The 21,681-nt window shown below is 53.0% G+C and carries 20 protein-coding genes; 7 read left to right on the top strand and 13 right to left on the bottom strand.

All coding sequences use genetic code 11. From position 1 onward, the window contains the following. The first annotated feature begins 5 nt into the window (after positions 1 to 5). From PVT68_RS06205 to PVT68_RS06185, 5 genes are all read left to right on the top strand, one after another. Positions 6 to 1,574 carry an amidohydrolase family protein gene (locus tag PVT68_RS06205; protein WP_280321810.1) on the top strand — a complete coding sequence of 523 codons (1,569 nt, stop codon included), beginning with the start codon at positions 6 to 8 and terminating at the stop codon, positions 1,572 to 1,574. A gap of 98 nt (positions 1,575 to 1,672) precedes the next feature. Further along, on the top strand, positions 1,673 to 2,815 hold the full coding sequence (locus PVT68_RS06200) for a YkvI family membrane protein (protein ID WP_280321809.1): 1,143 nt from the start codon (positions 1,673 to 1,675) through the stop codon (positions 2,813 to 2,815). Next, positions 2,812 to 3,849: a DUF1611 domain-containing protein gene (locus PVT68_RS06195; protein ID WP_280321808.1), complete on the top strand. Its 1,038-nt coding sequence runs from the start codon at positions 2,812 to 2,814 to the stop codon at positions 3,847 to 3,849. The genes PVT68_RS06200 and PVT68_RS06195 overlap by 4 nt, the downstream gene beginning before the upstream one ends. Before the next feature lie 189 nt (positions 3,850 to 4,038). After that, positions 4,039 to 5,580 (top strand): serine hydrolase, encoded by a 1,542-nt coding sequence (locus PVT68_RS06190; protein ID WP_280321807.1) that lies wholly within the window; start codon positions 4,039 to 4,041, stop codon positions 5,578 to 5,580. A 255-nt stretch (positions 5,581 to 5,835) separates the two neighbouring features. Beyond that, a complete protein-coding gene (locus PVT68_RS06185; RefSeq protein WP_280321806.1) occupies positions 5,836 to 7,641 on the top strand; it encodes a cation:proton antiporter in 1,806 nt (601 codons plus the stop codon). Positions 7,642 to 7,938: 297 nt separating this feature from the next. Here PVT68_RS06185 and PVT68_RS06180 read toward each other — a convergent pair whose 3' ends face one another. Together PVT68_RS06180 and PVT68_RS06175 are read right to left on the bottom strand one after the other, a co-directional pair. Further along, positions 7,939 to 8,394: a hypothetical protein gene (locus PVT68_RS06180; protein ID WP_280321805.1), complete on the bottom strand. Its 456-nt coding sequence runs from the start codon at positions 8,392 to 8,394 to the stop codon at positions 7,939 to 7,941. 126 nt (positions 8,395 to 8,520) lie between these two features. Next, positions 8,521 to 9,099, bottom strand: a complete 579-nt coding sequence (locus PVT68_RS06175) for a DUF3592 domain-containing protein (RefSeq protein WP_280321803.1) — start codon at positions 9,097 to 9,099, stop codon at positions 8,521 to 8,523. 464 nt (positions 9,100 to 9,563) lie between these two features. Here PVT68_RS06175 and PVT68_RS06170 point away from each other — a divergent pair, with 464 nt between their 5' ends. Beyond that, entirely contained in the window at positions 9,564 to 10,748 is a 1,185-nt protein-coding gene (locus PVT68_RS06170; protein ID WP_280321801.1) for a PilT/PilU family type 4a pilus ATPase, read from the top strand. Positions 10,749 to 10,828: 80 nt separating this feature from the next. On the opposite strand, the gene PVT68_RS06165 is transcribed toward PVT68_RS06170, so the two are convergent. Beyond that, on the bottom strand, positions 10,829 to 11,320 hold the full coding sequence (locus PVT68_RS06165; RefSeq protein ID WP_280321799.1) for a DoxX family protein: 492 nt from the start codon (positions 11,318 to 11,320) through the stop codon (positions 10,829 to 10,831). 159 nt (positions 11,321 to 11,479) lie between these two features. On the opposite strand from PVT68_RS06165, the gene PVT68_RS06160 reads away from it, so the two are divergent. Beyond that, complete coding sequence (locus PVT68_RS06160; RefSeq protein ID WP_280321798.1) at positions 11,480 to 12,394, top strand: LysR family transcriptional regulator; 915 nt, start codon at positions 11,480 to 11,482, stop codon at positions 12,392 to 12,394. Between the two features lie 6 nt (positions 12,395 to 12,400). On the opposite strand, the gene PVT68_RS06155 is transcribed toward PVT68_RS06160, so the two are convergent. The 10 genes from PVT68_RS06155 to PVT68_RS06110 form a co-directional block, all read right to left on the bottom strand. Continuing rightward, entirely contained in the window at positions 12,401 to 13,081 is a 681-nt protein-coding gene (locus PVT68_RS06155; protein ID WP_280321797.1) for a zinc metallopeptidase, read from the bottom strand. 139 nt (positions 13,082 to 13,220) lie between these two features. Further along, positions 13,221 to 14,270: an oxidoreductase gene (locus PVT68_RS06150; RefSeq protein ID WP_280321796.1), complete on the bottom strand. Its 1,050-nt coding sequence runs from the start codon at positions 14,268 to 14,270 to the stop codon at positions 13,221 to 13,223. Positions 14,271 to 14,303: 33 nt separating this feature from the next. After that, positions 14,304 to 14,786 (bottom strand): YcxB family protein, encoded by a 483-nt coding sequence (locus PVT68_RS06145; protein ID WP_280321795.1) that lies wholly within the window; start codon positions 14,784 to 14,786, stop codon positions 14,304 to 14,306. Positions 14,787 to 14,894: 108 nt separating this feature from the next. Beyond that, entirely contained in the window at positions 14,895 to 15,614 is a 720-nt protein-coding gene (locus tag PVT68_RS06140; protein WP_280321794.1) for an NYN domain-containing protein, read from the bottom strand. A gap of 70 nt (positions 15,615 to 15,684) precedes the next feature. Beyond that, positions 15,685 to 16,578 carry an alpha/beta hydrolase gene (locus PVT68_RS06135; RefSeq protein WP_280321793.1) on the bottom strand — a complete coding sequence of 298 codons (894 nt, stop codon included), beginning with the start codon at positions 16,576 to 16,578 and terminating at the stop codon, positions 15,685 to 15,687. Positions 16,579 to 16,788: 210 nt separating this feature from the next. Then, complete coding sequence (locus PVT68_RS06130; RefSeq protein WP_280321791.1) at positions 16,789 to 17,652, bottom strand: hypothetical protein; 864 nt, start codon at positions 17,650 to 17,652, stop codon at positions 16,789 to 16,791. A 210-nt stretch (positions 17,653 to 17,862) separates the two neighbouring features. Continuing rightward, positions 17,863 to 18,054 carry an NYN domain-containing protein gene (locus tag PVT68_RS06125; protein ID WP_280321789.1) on the bottom strand — a complete coding sequence of 64 codons (192 nt, stop codon included), beginning with the start codon at positions 18,052 to 18,054 and terminating at the stop codon, positions 17,863 to 17,865. A 70-nt stretch (positions 18,055 to 18,124) separates the two neighbouring features. Then, positions 18,125 to 18,496, bottom strand: a complete 372-nt coding sequence (locus PVT68_RS06120; RefSeq protein ID WP_280321788.1) for a hypothetical protein — start codon at positions 18,494 to 18,496, stop codon at positions 18,125 to 18,127. A 238-nt stretch (positions 18,497 to 18,734) separates the two neighbouring features. Continuing rightward, positions 18,735 to 19,979 (bottom strand): AAA family ATPase, encoded by a 1,245-nt coding sequence (locus PVT68_RS06115; RefSeq protein WP_280321787.1) that lies wholly within the window; start codon positions 19,977 to 19,979, stop codon positions 18,735 to 18,737. A gap of 266 nt (positions 19,980 to 20,245) precedes the next feature. After that, a complete protein-coding gene (locus PVT68_RS06110) occupies positions 20,246 to 21,532 on the bottom strand; it encodes a ribonucleotide-diphosphate reductase subunit beta (protein WP_280321786.1) in 1,287 nt (428 codons plus the stop codon). Positions 21,533 to 21,681 lie beyond the last annotated feature (149 nt).

Raw genomic sequence — 21,681 nt, 5'->3', positions numbered from 1 at the left:
TAACGATGAAAAGAGACAGCACCTTTTTCCGTAAGATTCTTGTGGGTACCATCACCGGTGTGATAGCCGTGGTTGCGGGCGTCACGGAGGTGGTTGCCCAACCACAAGACCTGGATCTTGCGATTATCGGTGGTCGGGTGATTGACCCCAAGAGTGGTACCGATGCGGTACTGAATATCGGTGTTGGCGACGGCAAGATTCAGTTTATCGGCAGCGAAGCCATCCGCGCGAAACGAGTGATTGATGCTGAAGGCCGGGTGGTCAGCCCCGGCTTTATCGATATGCATGCTCACGGCCAGACGATTCTCAGTAATCGCGTACAGGCGCTGGACGGGGTCACCACGGCGCTTGAACTTGAGTCCGGGGTGTGGCCGGTTGCCGCATGGTACCAGCGGCTGGGTAGTGAAGGTCGGCCGATCAATTACGGTGCTTCGGTAAACTGGGCGAACGCACGCATGGCAGAGTTTATCGGTGATCCACCGGCGGACGATCCACACTGGTTCGAAAATAATTTCGCCAATCCGGATTGGCAGAACAGTATCTCGACCCCGGAGCAGCTCCAGCGTATTTCCGGCCGGGTCAGTACCGGGCTGGAAGAGGGCGGCCTGGGAATTGGCTTTCTACTTGGATATGCACCGGGTGCAGGGCGTAAAGAATATTTTCATATGACCGAGCTCGCGGCGGCGAGCAATATGCCCACCTACACTCACGCCCGTTTTTTATCCATGCTTGAGCCCAACAGCTCATTTGAAGCCATGGCCGAGATCATCGCGGCGGCCGCAGGTACCGGTGCTCACGCACATATAGTGCATATGAACTCCATAAGCCTGAGAGATATAGGGCCCATCAGCAAGATGATTGCCAATGCCCAGAACGCAGGCGTCGCACTGTCCACAGAGGCCTACCCTTATGGCGCCGGTGCCACGAATATCGGTGCGGCGATGTTCCGTGCAGAAAACTGGCGTGCACGGGTGGGTAATATCTCGGCGCACAACTTCGATATGAATGGTGCGCGTCTGTCCGAGAAGGAATTTGCCAGACTGCAGGAAGAGGCTCCCGGTACCAGTATTGTCGTGCACCTGCTGGATACCTCGGTGAAAGAGGATCAGGCATTACTCGATCAGGCATTGTTGTTCCCCGGCGGTGTCATTGCCACCGACGGCGGCGACTGGCTGAAAGAGGGCGAGCTGCTGCCTCAGGACACCTGGCCGTTACCCGACGACGCCTGGAGTCATCCGCGGAGCGCCGGCACCTATGCGCGGTTTATCCGTCACTATGTCCGCGATACCCAGCAGCTCTCGCTATTGCAGGCCGTTGAACGTGTGAGCTACGGGCCGGCAAAGATTTTGCAGGAGTCAGTTCCCCAGATGCGTCACAAGGGACGCATCGAAGTGGGCGCCGATGCCGATATCGTTATTTTTGATCTCGACGAAATCGACGATCGAGCGACTTATATAAAGCCTGCCAGCACTTCGGTGGGGTTTGATTATGTACTCGTCAACGGCGAAATACTCGTGGACAAGGGTGTGCTCGATACCCGGGCTATGCCCGGTCTTCCCGTCAGGAATTTGTGACGTGCAGGGAGTGTGCGCTTGAGAGCCTGTTGACTGACATTCGTAGACAGTAGTCTGAACACAGAAATCTCAACTACCAAAGCAAAGCGAGCGCCTCGATGAACTGGTACAGAAATTATCTACTTCCGGGGCTTATCTTTCAGTCTGTGGTTATCGGCGGGGGCTATGCGACCGGCCGTGAGCTGATCGCCTTTTTTTTCGCCAGCGGGCCTGTCGGTGGCTTGTTGGGGCTGCTCACTGCCGGTGTCGTTTTCGGCGTAGTGCTGGCGATCGGTTTTGAATTTGCGCGGGTATTTCGCGCGTTTGACTATCGTCATTTCTGTCAGAAGCTGCTGGGGTCCTATTGGGGGATCTTTGAACTGGCATTCTGTATTCAGCTGCTACTCACCTTATCGGTCATCGGTTCCGCTGCCGGGCAGCTGGTGGAACAGACATTCGGGGTTCCGTCGCTGGCCGGAACCCTGCTGCTGATGTCGGCTATCGTGTTATTGCTTTTTTTCGGCTCCGAGACAATCAAGCGCGCGTTGGCCGGATGGTCCTTCCTGTTGTACCTGGTGTACGGGTTGATGTTCGTACTGGCGTTCAGGAGTTTTGGCAGCGACATCACGCAAACCTACCGCGAAGCCGATACTGGCAGTGGCTGGTTGCAAAGTGGTGTACTGTACAGTGGCTATAACCTGGCGGTTCTGCCTGCGGTACTGTTTGCGATATCAGGCCTTAGCCGCCGCCGTGAGGCGGTAGGTGCAGGATTGATGGCTGGTGTACTGGCAATCATTCCGGCGATGAGTTTTTTCGTCGCGATGATGGCGGCCTACCCTGAAATTGGGGAACAGGCGGTGCCGGCCACGTATTTGATGTCGCTACTGAATGTCGGCTGGCTTGAGGTGATTTTTCAGGTCGTCGTATTCGGAACATTTATTGAGACGGGCACGGCGTTATTGCATGCAGTGAACGAGCGTCTCGCGGGTTTACGTCAGGAAAGCCAGCGCGAAATGCCCTCTTACCAGCGGGCCGCGGTTGCTGTGCTGTTGCTCGGTATTTCCATATTTGCCGCAGAACGCTTCGGTATTGTGGACCTGATTGCTCAGGGCTATGGGGCTTTGACCCTGGTGTTTCTCACCATATTCATTCTGCCACTCATGACTCTGGGCGTTTGGAAAATTGTGAACCGCCCAAGCGTCGCACAAGCTGAAGCCGACCCGTTTCAGCCCCTTGATTTACAGGAGACTGGCCAACCGTGAACCTGATTACCTTGAAATCGCCGTATCTGATTTTTCTCGGAGATGTCACCGAACTGACCTACGCCAAGACGGGGGCCGGCTTGGCGCAGTGGCGACCGGAGCTATGCGCGGGGCAACTGACTCTGGCGGGTGGAAGTGTGGATCTCGGGTTGCCGCCGATGACGATTGAGGAAGCCGCAAACGCGGGCGTAGGTTCGCTGATTATCGGTACCGCCACCGTAGGTGGCGTGGTTCCGACCTCGTGGCTGGACACGCTTGTTCAGGCGGCAGAGGCGGGGCTTGATATTGTTTCCGGCGCGCACGGGCGCCTGCAGGAAATTCCGCATCTCGCGGCCGCGGCAAAACGTTCCGGTGCGAAGCTGGTCGATGTCCGTGTACCTCCCGCGGCACTGCCGGTGGGTAGCGGTAAAAGGCGCACAGGCAAACGCCTGCTGACCGTTGGTACAGACTGCGCGGTTGGCAAGAAGTACACCGCACTGGCCCTGCACGCGGCAATGAAACAGCGGGGAATGGACGCGGATTTTCGGGCCAGCGGCCAGACCGGCATCATGATATCCGGGCGGGGTATCCCCATGGACTCTGTTGTCTCGGATTTTCTTTCCGGTGCTGCCGAATTACTTTCCCCGGAAAATACACCCGAGCACTGGGATGTGATCGAAGGGCAGGGTGCCATTACCCATCCGGCCTACGGTGCCGTGAGTATGGGGCTGTTGATGGGTTCGCAGCCGGATGCGTTTGTGGTCTGTCATGAAGCCGGCCGCACTCACATCGCCGGCTGGCCGGAGGTGCCATTGGCAGGTATTGCACAAATCATCCAGCGAATTGTATCTATCGGGGAGCTGACCAATCCCGGTATCCGTTGTGTGGGTGTCAGTGTAAATACGTCAGGTCTGCGATCGGCCGAGCGCGAAGAGTATCTACGACAACTGGAGCGGGAACTCCGGTTACCCTGTGTGGATCCTCTGGTTGACGGGGTTGAACCCATTCTCGAACAGCTGACCGCCGAGGTTGCGCCTGCGGCAGAAATGGCCTGAAGAAAATTTTTATCCGTATATATCCAGAAAAATAATTGATAAAGACACGCCCGATCGGCCGCGTCTGTGGAGCAGCTCATGCCGTATATTTCTTTAAAATTGCCTGCCCGGAATCAGAGTACTGAAAATGGATCGGGCACAGGTTGGCGCTACCGCACTTTGGGAATTTTCACTGGTGCTCTGCTGAGTATGGCGGCAACGATGGCTTATGCCAGTACGCCGGCACCAGCGGCGATCGACCGCTCGGTGGTCCGGGCTATGGAAATTTTTCACGCTCCGGGTATGGCAGTTTCCGTCGTCTATGACGGCAAGCTCTATTACTCCGAGGGACACGGTGTTACCGAGGTCGGCAAGCGCGGGGCTGTTACGGAGCAGACGTTATTTCAGATCGCTTCCGTCAGTAAAGCCTTCACCAATGCCGCGCTTGCCATACTGGTAGATGATGGCAAATTGGGCTGGGATACACCGGTCATCGATTATCTACCCGAGTTCCAGATGTACGATCCCTGGGTCACCCGGGAGTTTACCGTTCGCGATCTGGTTACCCATCGCAGCGGCCTGCCGTTGGGGGCTGGCGACCTGCTGATTTTTCCCGAGGCGGAATCCACCAGTGCTGATGTCGTGCGGGCAATGCGGCACCTTAAACCCAAATCGAGCTTTCGCTCCGGGTATGACTACGACAATCTGCTGTATATCGTTGCCGGCGAAGTTGTCAGTCGGGTTTCCGGTATACCGTTCGAACAGTTTGTCGAACAGCGGTTGCTGTTCCCGTTAGGTATGAAAGATTGTCGGGCATCCCTGTCACGTACCGCGAAACGGACCAGCAAGGCGACACCGCACCTGTATCGGGAAGGCAAGTTCGAGACGACGGCATCAATGGAGTCGGAACTGACGGCGGCAGCGGGGGGGATCAACTGTAGCGCCGAATCCATGACGGCGTGGATGAACTTTCTGTTGAATAACGGGGTGGCATCCGATGGAAAGCAGTTGTTGAGTTCAGAACAGGTGGCGGAGCTTTTCAAACCGGTGACGATCACTACACCGCGCGGTTATCTGGCCGAGCACTCTGGAGCCTTCCTCAGTGCCTATGCGCTGGGCTGGAATGTATCGACGTTCTACGGCCAGCCCATTTACACACACAGCGGTGGCCTTTGGGGAATGACCAGTTATATCGCACTGATGCCAAAGCAGGGGCTGGCGGTATTCGCCAGTAACAATGCCATGACAGCGGCGCCGCTGGCGGTGGTTAACGATATTCTCGACCAGTTTTTGAGCGGAAGTACACAGGAATATGGCAAAGACTGGATCGCCATTATCGATGAAGTGGTGAACGGCAAGCGCGAGCACGCGGCCTCCGTTGTTGCCGAAGCGGAATCATCCCGGGTGCGCGACAGTGCCCCGAGCTTGCCGCTGGATGCGTACGTAGGAACTTACCGAGATCCCTGGTACGGCGACATCAGCATCGGCAAAAATGTCGATGGAGAACTGTGGTTCAGCTCCGGTCGCAGCAAGTTGCTTAGTGGTCCCCTGGAACACTTCCAGTTCAATACGTTTATTGCCCGCTGGGAGACCCGCAGCCTGAATGCGGATGCCTATGTTTCCTTCACTCTGACACCGGAAGGCGGCGTCGAGCGAATTCGAATGAAAGCGGTTTCTCCGGCGACCGATTTTTCATTTGATTTTCACGACCTCGATCTGGTGCGGGTGGCAGAGTCAGGCGTGAAAGAATAAGCATCTGATATTTATTGGTTCACTCTGACTGGTATCGACGCCGTCGTGCCGTGCAACTCGCATTGGCACGACCAGGCACATGATGGGCAATTTCTGCCAAACCCGCCTCAATTTCTCTTCGGCATCTAGTGCGCGTACAGAGTGCATTCCGAGTTTCATTCCCGAGCTCATCTTCGACGCATCGGGTATTCGGCCCTATTCACTAAGTTATACTTGTGCACTCAGGTACTTGCTGCAATCGGCTGATCTTTCCCCATGGAACAAATCCTTTCGAATCCAATGGCCCTGCTGGTAATGGTGGGGATTGTCTCGATCGCGTGTCAGTATCTGGCGTATATGCTCAAGCTGCCGGCCATTTTGCCCCTTTTGGTGGCGGGCCTTGTGCTTGGACCTGTGACGGGAGTGCTCGACCCCGATGTTCTGTTCGGCGACCTGTTTTTTCCGCTGGTTTCGCTGGCGGTCGCTATCATCCTGTTTGAGGGGGCGCTGACCCTCAAGTTTTCCGACATCGCCGGGCACGGCACCATGGTGCGTAACCTGTGTACGCTGGGGGCATTGATAACCTGGCTGATCGCCACGCCCACGGCGCACTATGCCCTCGGTATGCCAATACACCTGGCCGCATTGTTTGGCGCCATCGTCACCGTTACCGGGCCTACGGTCATCGTACCGATGCTGCGTTCAGTGCGGCCGAATACCCGGATCTCCAACATCCTGCGCTGGGAGGGCATTGTTATTGACCCCATCGGCGCACTGCTGGCCGTGCTGGTTTACGAGTACATCGTCGCATCCCACGCGGCCTTTGAGCACGCACTGGTGACCTTCCTCAAGGTGGTGGTAATCGGATTCGGGGTGGGGTCATTGATGGGTTATTTTCTCGGCACCTTGCTCAGAAACAATTGGATACCCCACTACCTGCGCAATACCGCGGTGCTTACTCTGATGCTGGGCGCCTATGCCGCATCCAACCTGATGACCCACGAATCCGGCCTGCTCACGGTTACCGTAATGGGAATCTGGATGGCCAATATGAAAAACCTGAATGTCGACGACATTCTCGAATTCAAGGAGACCCTCAGCGTACTGCTGATTTCCGCGCTATTTATCCTGCTTGCCGCGCGGCTGGAATTTTTCACGATTACCCAGTTGGGGTGGGGCGCGGTCATCGTATTGGCGGCCATCATGTTTGTCGCCCGACCACTATCGGTGTTTCTGTCGTCACCCGGGTCCGGTCTGAGTTGGCGCGAACTGGCGATGCTCAGCTGGATCGCCCCGCGGGGTATTGTTGCCGCTGCGGTATCCGCCCTGTTTGCGCTGAAACTGGATACCCTGGGGTTGCCAAAATCCGAGTTGCTGGTGCCGATGGTGTTTCTGGTGATCATCGCGACCGTGGTCCTGCAAAGTCTGACCTCCAAAACCATTGCCAAGATACTGGGTGTCCGCGCGCCCTATCCAAATGGTTACCTGCTTTTTGGCGGCGGCAAGTTCGCGCGTTTGTTGGCAAAAGATCTGATGGATAAGGGCGTTCCGGTCAGAATTGCCGATACCAACTGGGATGCCATCCGCGAAGCGCGGATGGCAAATATCCCCACTTACTACGGTAATCCAATTTCGGAGCATGCGAGCCTGACCATGGATCTCTCCACCGTAGGCAAGGTTCTGGTGTTGTCACCTTACAAACAGCTCAATCCTCTGGTGACCTACCACTTCGAACATTTGCTGGGGAAAGGTACCGTGCTGGGGTTGAGTCATGGCGCTTCGGAAGGGCGAGCCAGTCACCAGGTGTCGGAAGAATACGCAAAAAGGCTGGAGCTGTTTTCAGGAAACGCTACCTATAGTCGCCTGGCCAGTCTAGTGGCAAAGGGGGCAACCATCAGGACTACTGGCCTCACAGAAGCTTTTACCATAGAAGATTACAGGGAAACCTACGGCAGCCGCGCCACACGACTCTACGCGCTGGATCCACACGGAAAAATCCATATCTATACGACCTCTCACGAATTTTCACTAAAAGAGGGCTGGCAGATTGTCAGTCTCATCGTGCCGGAAGAGTTCGCGTAATTACACGATATTCAAAGGTTGGGGGGGCGGTTGCTGATCTTTCGGAATAATCGATAAGCCGGTGTTGCTGAAGGTCATTGTGGCTTCCGGGTTCTCCGCATCGTCCGATATAGCTTTTACTCGCACCATTGAGCAGTTCGTATAAGGTCAACGGACTGGCAATCAGCCGCAGTATTCTCAGGGTGCCCATACGGATAAGGCAGTCAACGCGTTACAGCGAATCACTCGCGTGAACAATGAATTATGAACGGGTTAGAGACGACCTGTCGGCGAGCAGTGAATACCTTACACCACTGCTCACTTGACCGTGATATAAGTGCCAAGGTATTCGATTACCCGAAAGTAGTCTTCACTCACATTGGAGGAAAAAATGAGTTCTCCTTTCGTGGCATGTCTTTCGGTCAGATAGATTTCATTGCTGCCAGAGCCTCTCGATCCATGGTCCTGGGAGATGCTTCGAGAGCTGCTCTCTGTTAAGAATTTGCCTCTATAGGACAGTGTTTTCCGCCAGGTAAGAAAAAAACGGGTCTTGATGGTAACGGTCTTATGGAGTTCGTCTATATGAAACCAGCTTTTACGAAACGCCGTACCCCAGAGTAAAACACAGAGAAAAACGGCAATCGTGATTGGCGCAATACTCCCCATTTTATAGCCGGTAAGGCCAAATCCCAGGACGGCGAAAAAGGAAAGTAAAAACAGCGCTAATTTTGCTTTTAACGGCGTCGTGAAGCCGGTCTCCCAGTGTTTATCCATGATCGTTGTTTCCTTGTTGACTCGCTGATATGAGCTCACTGGTTCCCTCTTTATATTGATCCAGTTGTGTTATCAATGCGTGGGCGGCAATGTAGAGGGTGGTGACGTTCCTGGCATGCGATAAAGTCATTCCAGATTTTCTAGCGATGTTTTAATGTTGGAAACTTCGTAGGCATTTTCCGAATATCGTGGCCCATTATTAAAATACAGCTTCAGGGGCGGGTACATTTTTGAGGTAAGGAATCCAATTACTGCGACAGTGAATAGCAGCGTAAACGGATCCTTGATGAAATCAAGGTTGAATTCCTTCGGGTCAAATAGGTAGATCGACAGTACACATCCGGAAATCCCCAGAACCATCAAGGCATTTAACAAAAGATATAATTCCTTGGTGCCATTTTTAAGCTTCGCGATCTTGTGGTTTTTCTTGCTGACCATTACCGCCGCGGAATCGCCCACGTTCAGAAGGTGCTGATCGGCATCAACCTCCGCCTTGAATCGGAAGGTAGATCTGGTTTTGTATTCAATGATCGGGAAGTGAAACGTGTTTGTTGAGTCACCGGATTTCTGTCGCTCTTCCTTGATATCTACTACCTTACCCCGCACCAGAAATGACTCGGCGATAAATGCTTGCCTCGTCTTTTTCCCAATCAACGCCAAAGCAACACATAACAATCCGGCCAGCATGAAGACTATCGAATGCATACTACTCTCCGTGTAAAACACTCGCGCACTAGTGCGAGCTTCCTGTGTAAATCAATTGTTTGACCTGGTGCCGGGTATGTTAGGCAGGTTCTGGAGCTGTCAAGCAGGTCGAGCGTTCGAATTTAGCAAGGAAGACTCGGTATGACAAACCAGAAGCTGAGTAAAAAATAGTCCGAAGATTGATCTGGAGTCCCCAGGTACAGGGGAAGTGGATCCAAGGAGAGGGCTTATATGGCCTCGCAAGAAAGGTCGAGTCTAATCTTGTTGTACTGAGGCTTGGAAACGGCCGCTTTGCGTGAGCCGCTGCCAGGCTGCTGAGGTAAGTAAACCCTTTGCTATATCAGGATTCACCTCACAAAGGCACGAAAGTACATTGGCAGTTCGTCCGGTTTTTCTTTGCTGCATTTCACAGTTTTGGTTAAGCTTCGCGATCGATGATTTTCGCGCCAGCAGGAACTGTAGCAATGGATTTTACCGGTTATCTCCGTGTACTCGCCAAAAACGATGGCTCTGATCTCTACCTCAGTACCGGGGCGCCGCCCTGCGCCAAGTTCCAGGGGGTACTGAAACCGCTGGGCAAAGAGCCTCTGGCTCCCGGTGAAATTGAGAAAATCGCCATGGAGATCATGGATGAGGAGCAGCGTGAGGAGTTCAAGCGCGAGCTGGAAATGAACCTGGCGATGACCATTCCCAACGTGGGTCGCTTCCGTATCAATATCTTCTGGCAGCGCAATCAGGTCTCCATTGTTGCGCGAAATATCGTCACCGAAATTCCCAAGTTCGATGACCTGAAGCTGCCGCCGATCCTGAAGGACGTGGTGATGGCCAAGCGCGGCCTGGTGTTGTTTGTGGGCGGTACCGGCTCCGGTAAATCCACCTCCCTGGCGGCACTGATCGATCACCGCAATACCCACAGCGGTGGCCATATCATCACCATCGAGGATCCGGTGGAATATGTGCACCGGCACAAGAAGAGCGTGATCAACCAGCGCGAAGTGGGGGTGGATACCCGCAGTTTCCACGCCGCTCTCAAGAACACCCTGCGTCAGGCACCGGATGTGATCCTGATCGGTGAGATCCGTGATCGCGAGACCATGGAGCACGCCATCGCCTTTGCCGAGACAGGCCACCTGGCCATCTCCACCTTGCACGCCAACAACGCCAACCAGGCGCTGGACCGCATCGTGAACTTCTTCCCGGAAGAGCGCCGCCCACAGCTGCTGATGTCGCTGTCGCAGAATATCCGCGCGTTCGTCTCCCAGCGCCTGGTGCCCACCGTGGATGGCAAGCGCTGTGCCGCGGTGGAGATTCTGCTGGGCACCCAGACCATCAATGAGCTGATCCTCAAGGGCGAATTCCACTCCATCAAGGAAATGATGGAAAAGTCCGAGAACATGGGGATGCAGACGTTTGACGGCGCCCTGTTCAAACTCTATGTGGAAGGCCGTATCAGCTACGAAGAAGCGATCAAAAACGCGGACTCTGCCAACAACCTGCGCCTGCGTATCAAGCTGTACGAAGAGGGCAAGAAGCCCAAGGTGGTAGAGTCGGACGGTGAAGGGCAAGAGGACGGTGCCAAGACCGGCGGTGGACTTTCACTCTCTCTGGCGGCCATCGAGGAGGAAGAGGAAGAGCTGGTACATTACTGATTCTCTTCACGCCTTCGTGGAGGGGGATGCAGACATTCGCCCCGGCCGGGGGCGAATGGTGCGTTTTCCAATCATTCCTATCAGGCCGTGCGTACGGCGGGTTGCTCGGCTCGCCCGTTGGTATCGTCTGCGACGATCTGGCTCAGACCATTGTCAACGGCGTAGGCACCGCCACCCTGAATGGCCAGGGCCAGAGTTGCCGCGAATAGCGCCAGCGCGTATTCATAACCATTGTTGCTCATAAAGAAGCCGTTGCTGATATGGGCGGTGAAGATCGCCACCAGCATGGTGACGGCACTCACCGCCGCCGCTGGGCGGGTCAACAGGCCCAGCACCAGCGCCAGTCCGCCGAAGAATTCCGCGCTACCCGCCAGCAGGGCCATCAGATATCCGGGCTCCAGGCCGATGCTCGCCATCCACTGGCCGGTACCTTCGAGGCCGTAGCCGCCAAACCAGCCAAACAGCTTCTGGGCACCGTGGGCGGCGAGGATGATGCCGACCGGTACGCGCAATGCGAATGCGCCCACTCCAGCGTTTGAGTTCAAAACTTTGTTGATCACTTGCGTATTCATAACCGTTCTCCGAGTTGTTGGGTTTGGGTCTGGTGTAACAACCTCTCTAACGACCTCACCAGCTTGAAAATCAGTGTAATGGCAACAATACCACCTATAAACGTGTATTTCGTTGGTCTACTATCAACGTATTGTTGGTAATTGGGCTGAGTACGTCTTATGGACCGAATTGACGCTTTGAACGCCTTTGTGGCGGTCGCTGACGAGGGTGGCTTTAACAAAGCCGCGGACAAGCTGGAGCTGTCGAATCAGCTGGTGAGCAAGTACGTGTCGCAGCTGGAAGAGCACCTCAAGGTACGCTTGTTCAACCGCACCACGCGGCGCGTACATCTGACGCAGGAGGGCGAGCAGTGCTATCAGTTTGCCCGGCAGATTCTGGAAAGCCTGGCGGACATGAAAAGTCAGCTGGGGGAAATGCAAAGCGAAGCCCAGGGACTACTGCGTATCAGCGCCCCGGTCACCTTCGCCACGCGTCACCTGGCACCATTGATCGGGGAATTTAAAAAAGAACACCCGGCGGTAGGCATCGACTTGCAACTTAACGATCGCAAGGTGGATGTAGTGGAAGAAGGGTTTGATGTAGCGCTGCGTATCGGCAAACTGAAAAGCTCTTCACTGATTGCCAGGCGACTGGCCCCCATACGGCTAGTGGTATGTGCGTCGCCGGAATATCTGCAGCGGCACGGCGTACCGCAGGTTCCGGAAGACCTGAAGCCTGAACACTACCTGCGCTACAGCTATCTGGAATCGAGCTCCGGTGACTCCCGCCTGATGACCGCCCTGAAAAGAAACCGGTTGATGAGTGCAGCAACAAGTATTTCATGCAATAACGGCGAAATATTGATGCAGGCCGCTATCGCCGGAGAAGGTTATGCATTACAGCCGACCTTTATCGTCGGTGAAGCGATCAAAGCGGGTAAATTGAACGTGATTCTTCCGGAATTCGCGCCGGAGACGCTGGGGATCTACGCGGTGTACCCGCACAGGAATTTATTGGCCACCAAGCTCAGGGTGTTTATCGACTTTATCAGTAGTTATTTTGGCGATCCGCCGTACTGGGATGCGTTTGACTGAGACCACCTATCTGAAAAATCGTATCCAGCGCCACAATCGGAGTACATCCAGCAGTGCGCCCGCTACATAGGTCAGGGCGCACGCCTTTAACACACTGTGTGCTGCGCTCATCAGGTGTTGAGGAAGGTAGCCTTCCTTCAGTATCGGCAGTGCTTTGTTAAAGCTGGCGTCATACTCTTCCGGCAGTATGGCAACGTACATCAGCACGGAGGCGAGCATGGTGATTACCGCAATAGCACCAATCCACAAGAAAATTACCGGTGATTTGATCGCGAGTGTGACGATGGGCGCGAACACAAGAATTCCCGCACCAATACGCTGGATCTGATGGGCCTTGGTGAGATATTTGTCTCTCAATCGGGAGATGGGCTCTTCTCGGCAGAACTGCATGGCATGGCCCACTTCATGGGCGGCCACCGCCACGGCGGTAACCGACTTGCCGTGGTAAACCTCCGGGCTCAGGGCCACCACTTTTTCTGACGGCGAGTAATAGTTTTCATCCTTGTTTGCCTCGACGACTTTCACCCCGTCAAGCTGGTAGCGCTCGATCAGATGTGTGGCCAGTTCCGCACCCGAGCCAGGCATATCACCAATTTCCTTTGAATGCCGCCAGAGCACAAACCGTACCCATAGCTGGGGGCCAACGATCAGTGCGGCTATGGCCAGGGTGATCAGTACGTAAGGCATTTTTCGATGTCGTGCTAGGTGGCTGAGTGGTTAAGTCTAAGGGAAATTAAGGCGTAGAGTGACGGTAAACGAAACAGTTTCAGAGGAGGGTGGTGGCTATTCATCAAGTTGTTCCTGACACAATCTACACAGTGAGTGCCTACAGACCCTCATCCACCTTGATTGTTTGGCCGCTGGCACTGCTTTGCTTTGCCAGGTGGATCAATCGGATATTCCACAGGGCCTGCTCCGCGCTTACCGGGACCTCACCGCCCTCCAGAATGGCGCTCGCCAGCTGTTGATAGTAATGCTGATAGCCGCCGATTTCGGTTGTGACCGGGGTTACGTTGTCAGCGGTGTATAACTGGCCGTATTGATCTGGCTCCTCCTGTCCCCAATCTGCGGTCACCGGTAGTTTCCCGGCCTTCAGGCGGTCTTCCTGCGGATCCAGGCCGTGCTTTACATAGCTCGCGGTTTCGCCCTGCACCTCGAAGCGCAGGTTCGGTGAGGCACTGTAGGGGCTGCTGCGCAGGATCGCCAGCCGCTCCGGGTAGTGCAGGGTGATATGGAAAAAGTCATCGACTTCCGCCTGTGGTCTTAGCGTGCGTACTTGTGCAGTGATTGCTGTCGGCGGGCCAAACAGTTGTAGCGCCTGGTCGAGCAGATGCGGCCCCAGATCGAACAGGATACCGCCGCCCTCTACATTGGACTCGCGCCAGCGCTGGCGCACCTCGGGGCGGAAGCGGTCGAAATGGCTTTCAAAGTAGCGCACCTCGCCCAGGCGGCCATCGGCTATGAGCTTTTGCACCGTGAGGAAGTCGCCGTCCCTGCGGCGGTTGTGGTACACGCTCAACACCCGCTGCTGTTGCCGCGCCAGCGTGATCAGCTCTTCGCCCTGTTCGACGCGGGTAACGAACGGTTTTTCCAGCACCACATGTTTACCCTGCTGCAGAGCGAGCTTGGCCAGTGCAAAGTGCGCGTCGTTGGGGGCGGTGATGATCACCAGCTCGGCATCGCTTTCTGTCAGCAGGGTTTCCGCATCCGCATACACGGCGACGTCAGGATACTGCTGCCGTACCTGCTCGCCTTTCGAGGTGCTTACCGCAGTAAAGCGAAACTGGGGCAGGTTCAGGATAAACGGCAGGTGGAAGGTGGTGGCGGAAAAGCCGTAGCCGATAATGGCGGTTTTGATTTCGGTGGTTGTCGGCATGGTATTGGGGCTCTTAAGCTATTTGGTGCCGGATCAGGCTCGCCCATTGCCTTTGGCAATAATCTCGTTCACCAAATCCGTAGTAAACAGGGATTTGGATAAGTACTGCCGGCCACCGGATTTGGCCACCAGAATCAGCCCCAAATCGGTTTCAATAACACGCTCGATATCCGACCACAACAGCGCGGTTTGCGCATAGGCATTCTGCGTCTGGATGCCTTCTTCATCGATGGTTAGTTGCACTTCAGCACCGGCACCTTTTCCCCACATCTGCCGCGTTAACCACCAGGCGCGCCGGAAGCGAATATGCAGCAGCTCCAGAATGGCCAGCGCGATCAACAGGTAACCGGCGACTTTGGGTTGCCCGGTAAACAGCAGTAACCCGGCACCCGCCGCAAACAGCAAAACCGGAAAGAGATAGTTGGGCTGGGCACCTTTCCCATAGGGCAAAGACTGATCGAAACACTCGGCAAGGTATTCTCGGGACAGGGTAAATTGGGTTGTAAACGGTTGCACGGGAGCCACTGGTTGTTTTCGGTTGGTTGTCTGGTTTGACGTTATACCTTCCCCGAATGATTGTAGATAGGCCATTGCACCTGTTACCGGACATAGATCACGATGAGGCTATCCGCTCTTTTTGCTTCTTCTGATATCCCTGACCAGATATGACTTTCCCGGACCCCGCTTCAACTCAAACAGGTCGATGGAGCGGAACAGGCTGCTCAGGTTTTTGTAACCGTAGTTGCGGCAGTCGAAGGATGCTCTGTTGGAAATGTTGGAGCCGACGGCGCCCAGTACGGCCCAGCCATCATCGTCCTCGGTGGCTTCGATCGCCTGACGCAGCAGGGTAATCAGCTTGGTATCCGATTTGATGTTCTTGGGCTTATCACCGTTCTCTTCCTTGACCACGTCTGATTTGTCGAGGAAAAGGAACTTGGAGCAGGCATTCACGAAGGGCGGCGGTGTCTTGCGCTCGCCAAACCCGAGCACCACCTTGCCCTCGGCCAGCGCTCTGGTCACCATCGGGGTAAAGTCGCAATCCGATGAGATAAAGCACATCACGTCGATGTCCTTGGTGTACATCACATCCATCGCATCGATCACCAGCGCAATATCGGAGGCGTTCTTGCCCTTGGTCAGATCATACTGCTGCACTGGCTGAATAGCATGTTCGTGCAGAAGATCTTCCCAGCCTTTTAGAGACGATGACTTCCAGTTGCCATAGGCCTTGCGAATGGTGACCACGCCGTATTTGGCGACCTCGCTCAGGACATCCTCAAACTTGCTCGCCGGGGCATTGTCGGCATCGATAAAAAGGGCAATCTTCTGCTTGATTTCGTCCATCTTACATCCGTGGTAATTCTGGGTTTAAGGTAATGTATACGTCAAAACGTTGATTTGAACCCATTTAATATCAGTTTGTATACGCCGTGCCATCGGCTTCTTTATGTTCTTCAGCTTCCTGTAATTCTTCAGCAAATATTTGATGCAGGCCGAATCGATAGCTATCGGTGCTGTTCGCAGCATGCGTTCCGTTCGGCGTAGTATTGAAGGCTATTTTCCAAGGGGTACTTTCCCTGTTTGCCCAATAATCTTGCCATTCCAGAGCGCTGGCACGCAGGGCAGGGATATCGTGGGCACTGCTGGTGACCACCAGAGTCAGATCATGGCGGGAAGCCTCGGCGGGAGTGGCGAAAAACTGCTCCCGTCCGGGGTTCAAGGTGGGGTTGCTGGCTATTCGGCCCCAGAAAAGGTCCGGCTTCTGCATCGCCGTGTACAACACCATATAGCCACCCCGGCTCTGGCCGAACAGGATGCGGCGCTGCGGGTCGGCCCGGTACTTTTCTTCTACGTGTGGCAGCAACTCCGTTTCCAGAAACGCGAGGAAGTCCTCGGCACCACCTTGCTTTATCTGATTGTTCTCTGCCGGTGTTGAGAAGTCGTAACTGCGCCGATTGGTGGCGGCATCAAAGCCACCGTAGGCAATGCCGACAATGATAGCCTCTGGAAGCTTGTCATCGTAGGTCAGGAACAGGTGGTTGGCGGCCAGTATAGGAAACAGGGAATCCCCGTCGAGCAGATAAACCACCGGGTAGTGTCGTTCCTGGTTTTGGTCGTAGCCCTCAGGATAGCGAATATAGATATGGTAGGAGCGGCCAATAATTTCGGAGTCCAACCGGAAGTAGTCACCTTTCAAGGCCGGAAGAAAGTCCAGTGGTACCACCTGACTGCCGGTAGGGTCGAACTTATTGCTGTCCTGATTGCTGGCAGCTAAGCAGGTTGTAACGAACAGTACGATGATCAACATGAAAGGAGATCGCTGTTTATTCAAAATTCCTCCAATGGCGTGCGGTGTTAATGCATAGTGCGATGATCAGTAAAAAATTCTTTTACGTGTTTTGTGTTATGCAGTGTCGAAATGTTGATCTGACCCTATTTTAATTTGTGCGCCAGAAATTCTGTTCTGACTCCAATTTTTTGACCCCAATTTTTCGCAATTTTTCGTATTCCAGTCTTTTCAGTCATTGTCTTTGATGGTTGGGCGTGCCAGTGCCCACTTTGCGAGCCGCCAAAGCGCTATCGCTATTGCAATTGGGAATATAAAAGTACTGAGAAAGAAGACCACGATAAGTTCAACCGTATCTTTTGCAGTTTCCTTCATGGCCTCGGAATAGCGTTCAAGTTGTACCGCTGAGGCCGCCTTGATTTTCACCCCTGCCGCCCATTCTTTGAGCTTTTCCCATGACCCTTGTACAGATTCCTCCGGAATCTCTGCACCGCGCTCGGCATTGATCGTACGAACACGGCTCGACGCTTCAGAAATCCCCTGTTCTGCTTCGACGTGTTGGGCTTCCAAAAAGCTTGAATACATCCACTCTGACCCGACCACCGCAATGGGAACGACGAATCTTACCATAGCGAGAACTACAAATCCTCGCCATAGATAATGCCGCCATTCGGAAATAGATTGAGCTCCAAAAGAACGTAAGACCAACGAAGAAAAGCCTAGCGCGACAAGAAATATTGAATACGGCAGCCAGCTCGATATTTCTATCAATACCCTTTGCGTTCCAAGCGCTACTGAGCTTACTAACATAAAGCCAGAAAAACGCTCCACTAGATCGTTCAGTGGATCCAGTACCTCGCCTGGCGCCAATGTCAAGCCCATTCCTAGTGGGGTGACGCTAACCTCGGTTCCCTGTGCTACTGAGATGACAGCGTTCAAACTGCGCGCTATTCCGAAGGTAACAAGAGAGCGCTTCAACGCAGTCTCCACCGCTTCTTCGGCTTCAGAGTCGAAAGCTCCCGAGAATGCACCTATTGCAACAACAATTGTGATCAGGAGCGGCCAAGTAAAATTTCTAAGTATGCCTTCGTTCATACCTTCCCTAAGTCGTCAAGCAGATTATTTAAAAAACGCGAAAACGGGGAGTAGAGCAAAGTTTTGGTATAAGCACTCGTGTGTACAAATTCTACTCTGACTCTAATGTTTTCAGGCCTGTTATCAAATAGCTGCTTTTGTTCACTTTTATTCTTCTAAATGAGTTTGCTGATTAGTGTCGAGGATTATCTGAATTGAGTGAATTCTACGTCAAAACTTTACTCCGACCCCATTTATTCGACCCCATTTATTCATGAGGGTAGGTGATTTCCAGTTGCCATAAGCCTTGCGAATGGTGACGACACCATACTTCGCGGCCTCGCTCAGTACATCTTCAAACTTAGCCGCTGGGGCATTGTCGGCGTCGATGAAAAGGGCAATCTTTTGCTTGATTTCGTCCATCTTTATTTCATAGGTGTATCGGCTCAGGCGACATTTTTGCGTCAAATATTTGCTCTGACTCGATTGATTCCTAAATACCGTCAGATTCTATTGAATCTAAAAGATTAAGGATGTCTTCGGCAAACCTCTCAAGTACTATATTCAGTGTCCACGCCTTTTTCCCGAATTCTACTCCCTTAAGCTGAATTGCGATTTTGCTGTTACCCTCCCATAGTTCTGGTGGGAGCACGGGCTTTGCAACAGTGTTGGCGTGTATGATTTTGTCGCAGACCTGTTTCAGTGTTGCAGGTCTATCAATTAGTTCGTCGTCATAATAAAGCCAAGATGATTCCGGAAGCTCTATATTGGGGTTTGAAATGGTTTCTTGATATAAATTAATTCTGATCGCAATGGCGAGATTCAGGAGATTGCTTGAAATTAAGTTTTGAAGAGCAGATTCCAAGTTTTCTGTAATTTTTAGTCGACAATCACGCGAGGAAAAGCTGCTGCTTGTAAAGTCAAGCCCGTGACAGGTAAGGCAAAGACGCCTTAGTTCACTAAAATCCTGGCGATGTCGTGATATTAGATCTCTCATTTAACTATTTGCCTTTGAAAAATGGAGCCAAATCAGCTTTTGGTTGCTTTTTTTATGTGGTTCTGCGTCAAATTTTGATCTGGCCATTTATTGTTTATTGAATTGCCTATATCTTGAAATGTTTTTTCATTACTTTTTCGGAAATATGGTCTTTATATAGGGCAACTCTGATGCACATCAAATAGCGAGGGTCTCTCACTGAGTAGGAGTTGCTCTTCTCATTTTTGTTTAAGAGGGGCTTTTCACCTTTTGTGAGTTCTCCTAGTATCGATCCGATTCCCATGTTGGTTACCGGTATCGTGCTTGGGAATTCTTTTCTGATGAGATTGTCGATATCGTTAGAGTCAAATTGATGGCGTCTTATTTTGGCAATACAAAATATTACTTGATTTCTTCTTGCTACGGCCGTTTCTCTACTATTTAGGTGGTTTTCAATAACTTGATAGCTTTGGCGTAGTCCTTGTCTTAGCCAGGATAAGTCGGTTTTGTGAAGTAGAGACTTATCATATTTCCAGTCGTTATCCTCGATTTCATATGCTAGACACTCGCAATATTCGTGTACGCGTTGAGCGATGCCGAGTGTAACGTCCCATACGTGGTCTGATAGATCGAGCAGCGATTGACCAGTAATATTTATAGATAGCTGATCAAATCCTTTTTTTATTATTTCCATAACTTGTCCGGAGCCAAGACCTGTTACTTTTTCGACTTCTTGAATGCGGTTGGCAACTGACTCTAGGTTTTTGGTTTCATTAAAATACTGTAGTACCCCATTCGGGATGCCTACTATAAGAAGATTTATATTGCATGATGCATATCGTTCATCATCGAGCAAAATGACTATGTCGGCCAATTCATCCATTAAGTCTTTGGAGCCAAAAATGGATTCCAAGTTATCAAGTACAATAATTTTTTTATTTGGCGTGGTGTCCGCAAATAACTTAAATGCCTTGAGAAGGGGTTCCTCTTGGGTTATGTCATAGCTCCCGTTATGTTTTATGCCACCTTTGGCAAAGTATGCACTTACTTCAGCCGCCTTTTCTTCATTGAACCCTAATTTTGTGACTGTGCCAGGCTCTATGAGGCAGCTGCAAATTTCACTCGTTATAGACTTTAATCTGGATGCATTAGCGCAGTTGGCTACAACGTATGGGATCGAGTTTTCTTTTAGAACTTTCTTGTAGAGCCACGATTTTCCATTTCCGCTGTCGCCGAAAATTAGTGTATGAGAATTTCTTTTTAGTGATCTTCCAAGTGACTTTTCATACAGAGGTCGCAACACATACATCTCTGTATTAACTTCGCTTTGTCTCGGGGTGAAAACATCGGTGATTTCTTTGCGAATACTCATTTATAGGTGAAAACCTTGATTGGCAGATTGTCGGCGTTACCATCAAACTCCGACAGGCTACATTTTTATTGTTCAGTTTCTCTGTACGAATAACAGGGCTTACTAGTAAATATGTAAAGTGGCTTGCTAAATTTGGAATTCAATTAACTAAATTGCATGCCATAAGAATAAAAAAAGCGGGCATTACGCCCGCTTCAATACCTCTCTTCCTGTGAGCGACTCTTCGTTGTAGTAAATCCTTTTCTACAGTCGATGCATTTAGTGGTTTACCACTGTAGTGCACCGCCGGTCTGGTATTCGATAACCCGTGTTTCGAAGAAGTTCTTCTCCTTGCGCAGGTCCATGATCTCGGACATCCAGGGGAAGGGGTTCTGGGCGCCCGGGAACTGTTCTTTCAGGCCCAGCTGGCTCAGGCGACGGTTGGCGATGAAGTGGAGGTATTCCTCCATCATCGCTGCGTTCATGCCGAGTACGCCGCGGGGCATGGTGTCGCGGGCGTAGGCCACTTCCAGTTCCATACCTTCCAGGATCATCTGGGTTACTTCCAGCTTGAACGCTTCGGTCCACAGGTGCGGGTTTTCCAGTTTGATCTGATTGATCACGTCGATGCCGAAGTTCAGGTGCATGGACTCGTCGCGCAGGATGTACTGGAACTGCTCGGCAACGCCGGTCATCTTGTTGCGGCGGCCCATGGACAGGATCTGGGTGAAGCCACAGTAGAAGAAGATACCTTCGGTAACGGCGTAGAAGGCGATCAGGTTGCGCAGCAGTTCCTGGTCGGTTTCTACGGTGCCGGTCTTGAAGTTGGGGTCGCTGATGGAGCCGGTGTGCGCGAGGCTCCACGCAGCTTTCTTGGCGACGCTGGGTACTTCGCGGTACATGTTGAAGACTTCGCCTTCGTCCATGCCCAGGGACTCTACACAGTACTGGTAGGCGTGGGTGTGGATGGCTTCTTCAAACGACTGACGCAGGATGTACTGGCGGCATTCCGGGTTGGTGATGTGGCGGTAGATGGCCAGCACCAGGTTGTTGGCTACCAGGGAGTCGGCGGTGGAGAAGTAACCCAGGGAGTATTCCACGATGCGACGCTCGTCCTCGGTCAGACCGGCGGGGTCTTTCCACATGGACACGTCTTTGTTCATGTTCACTTCCTGCGGCATCCAGTGGTTGGCACAGCCGTCGAGGTATTTCTGCCAGGCCCAGTCGTACTTGAACGGTACCAGCTGGTTCAGGTCGGCGCGGCAGTTGATGATGCGCTTTTCGTCTACCTGGATACGGGCGGCGCCCATTTCCAGTTCTTCGAGGCCCGGGGCCGGGTCCAGGTCGGCGACGGCGGCGCGCGCGGCTTCTACGGCAGAAGAGGCGGCTGCAGTTAACGAGGATTCGGCTTGGGCCGCGGTCGGTGCCGGGGCACTGCTGGCGCTCTCTACCTGGTAGCTAGCGCCGGGTTCGGTGACTGCCTGCTCGGATTGCAGGGCGCCCGGCACCGGTTGCGGTTCTTTGGCCTTGGGTTCGGCTTTGGATTGAGTCTCGAAATCGTCCCAGCTGAGCATGACTTCCCCTTGTAATTCCGTGCGATTCCCGTGCCAAACGGTCATCTGCATTGTGTGTTTTTTGCAGCCTGCGCCCGGCCCGGATTTGTTTGCTTTTTTAGTGAGCAATTTCCGGGGCCGGGGTGGCGCTTATGGTCTTGGTTGCACGG

It is taken from the genome of Microbulbifer bruguierae, assembly GCF_029869925.1.
GTDB lineage: Bacteria > Pseudomonadota > Gammaproteobacteria > Pseudomonadales > Cellvibrionaceae > Microbulbifer > Microbulbifer bruguierae.
The sequence above is the reverse complement of the archived record's forward strand: the minus strand, read 5'-3'. Positions and strand labels throughout refer to the sequence as shown.

Bases quoted from the DNA above. Each gene is read 5' to 3' on its own strand.
- PVT68_RS06200 (WP_280321809.1), top strand. From the start codon at position 1,673: ATGAACTGGTACAGAAATTATCTACTTCCGGGGCTTATCTTTCAGTCT.
- PVT68_RS06115 (WP_280321787.1), bottom strand. From the start codon at position 19,979: ATGAGTATTCGCAAAGAAATCACCGATGTTTTCACCCCGAGACAAAGC.
- PVT68_RS06170 (WP_280321801.1), top strand. From the start codon at position 9,564: ATGGATTTTACCGGTTATCTCCGTGTACTCGCCAAAAACGATGGCTCT.
- PVT68_RS06205 (WP_280321810.1), top strand. From the start codon at position 6: ATGAAAAGAGACAGCACCTTTTTCCGTAAGATTCTTGTGGGTACCATC.
- PVT68_RS06150 (WP_280321796.1), bottom strand. From the start codon at position 14,270: ATGCCGACAACCACCGAAATCAAAACCGCCATTATCGGCTACGGCTTT.
- PVT68_RS06125 (WP_280321789.1), bottom strand. From the start codon at position 18,054: ATGGACGAAATCAAGCAAAAGATTGCCCTTTTCATCGACGCCGACAAT.
- PVT68_RS06160 (WP_280321798.1), top strand. From the start codon at position 11,480: ATGGACCGAATTGACGCTTTGAACGCCTTTGTGGCGGTCGCTGACGAG.
- PVT68_RS06190 (WP_280321807.1), top strand. From the start codon at position 4,039: ATGGCGGCAACGATGGCTTATGCCAGTACGCCGGCACCAGCGGCGATC.
- PVT68_RS06130 (WP_280321791.1), bottom strand. From the start codon at position 17,652: ATGAACGAAGGCATACTTAGAAATTTTACTTGGCCGCTCCTGATCACA.
- PVT68_RS06185 (WP_280321806.1), top strand. From the start codon at position 5,836: ATGGAACAAATCCTTTCGAATCCAATGGCCCTGCTGGTAATGGTGGGG.
- PVT68_RS06175 (WP_280321803.1), bottom strand. From the start codon at position 9,099: ATGCATTCGATAGTCTTCATGCTGGCCGGATTGTTATGTGTTGCTTTG.
- PVT68_RS06165 (WP_280321799.1), bottom strand. From the start codon at position 11,320: ATGAATACGCAAGTGATCAACAAAGTTTTGAACTCAAACGCTGGAGTG.
- PVT68_RS06155 (WP_280321797.1), bottom strand. From the start codon at position 13,081: ATGCCTTACGTACTGATCACCCTGGCCATAGCCGCACTGATCGTTGGC.
- PVT68_RS06135 (WP_280321793.1), bottom strand. From the start codon at position 16,578: ATGTTGATCATCGTACTGTTCGTTACAACCTGCTTAGCTGCCAGCAAT.
- PVT68_RS06180 (WP_280321805.1), bottom strand. From the start codon at position 8,394: ATGGATAAACACTGGGAGACCGGCTTCACGACGCCGTTAAAAGCAAAA.
- PVT68_RS06110 (WP_280321786.1), bottom strand. From the start codon at position 21,532: ATGCTCAGCTGGGACGATTTCGAGACTCAATCCAAAGCCGAACCCAAG.
- PVT68_RS06140 (WP_280321794.1), bottom strand. From the start codon at position 15,614: ATGGACGAAATCAAGCAGAAGATTGCCCTTTTTATCGATGCCGACAAT.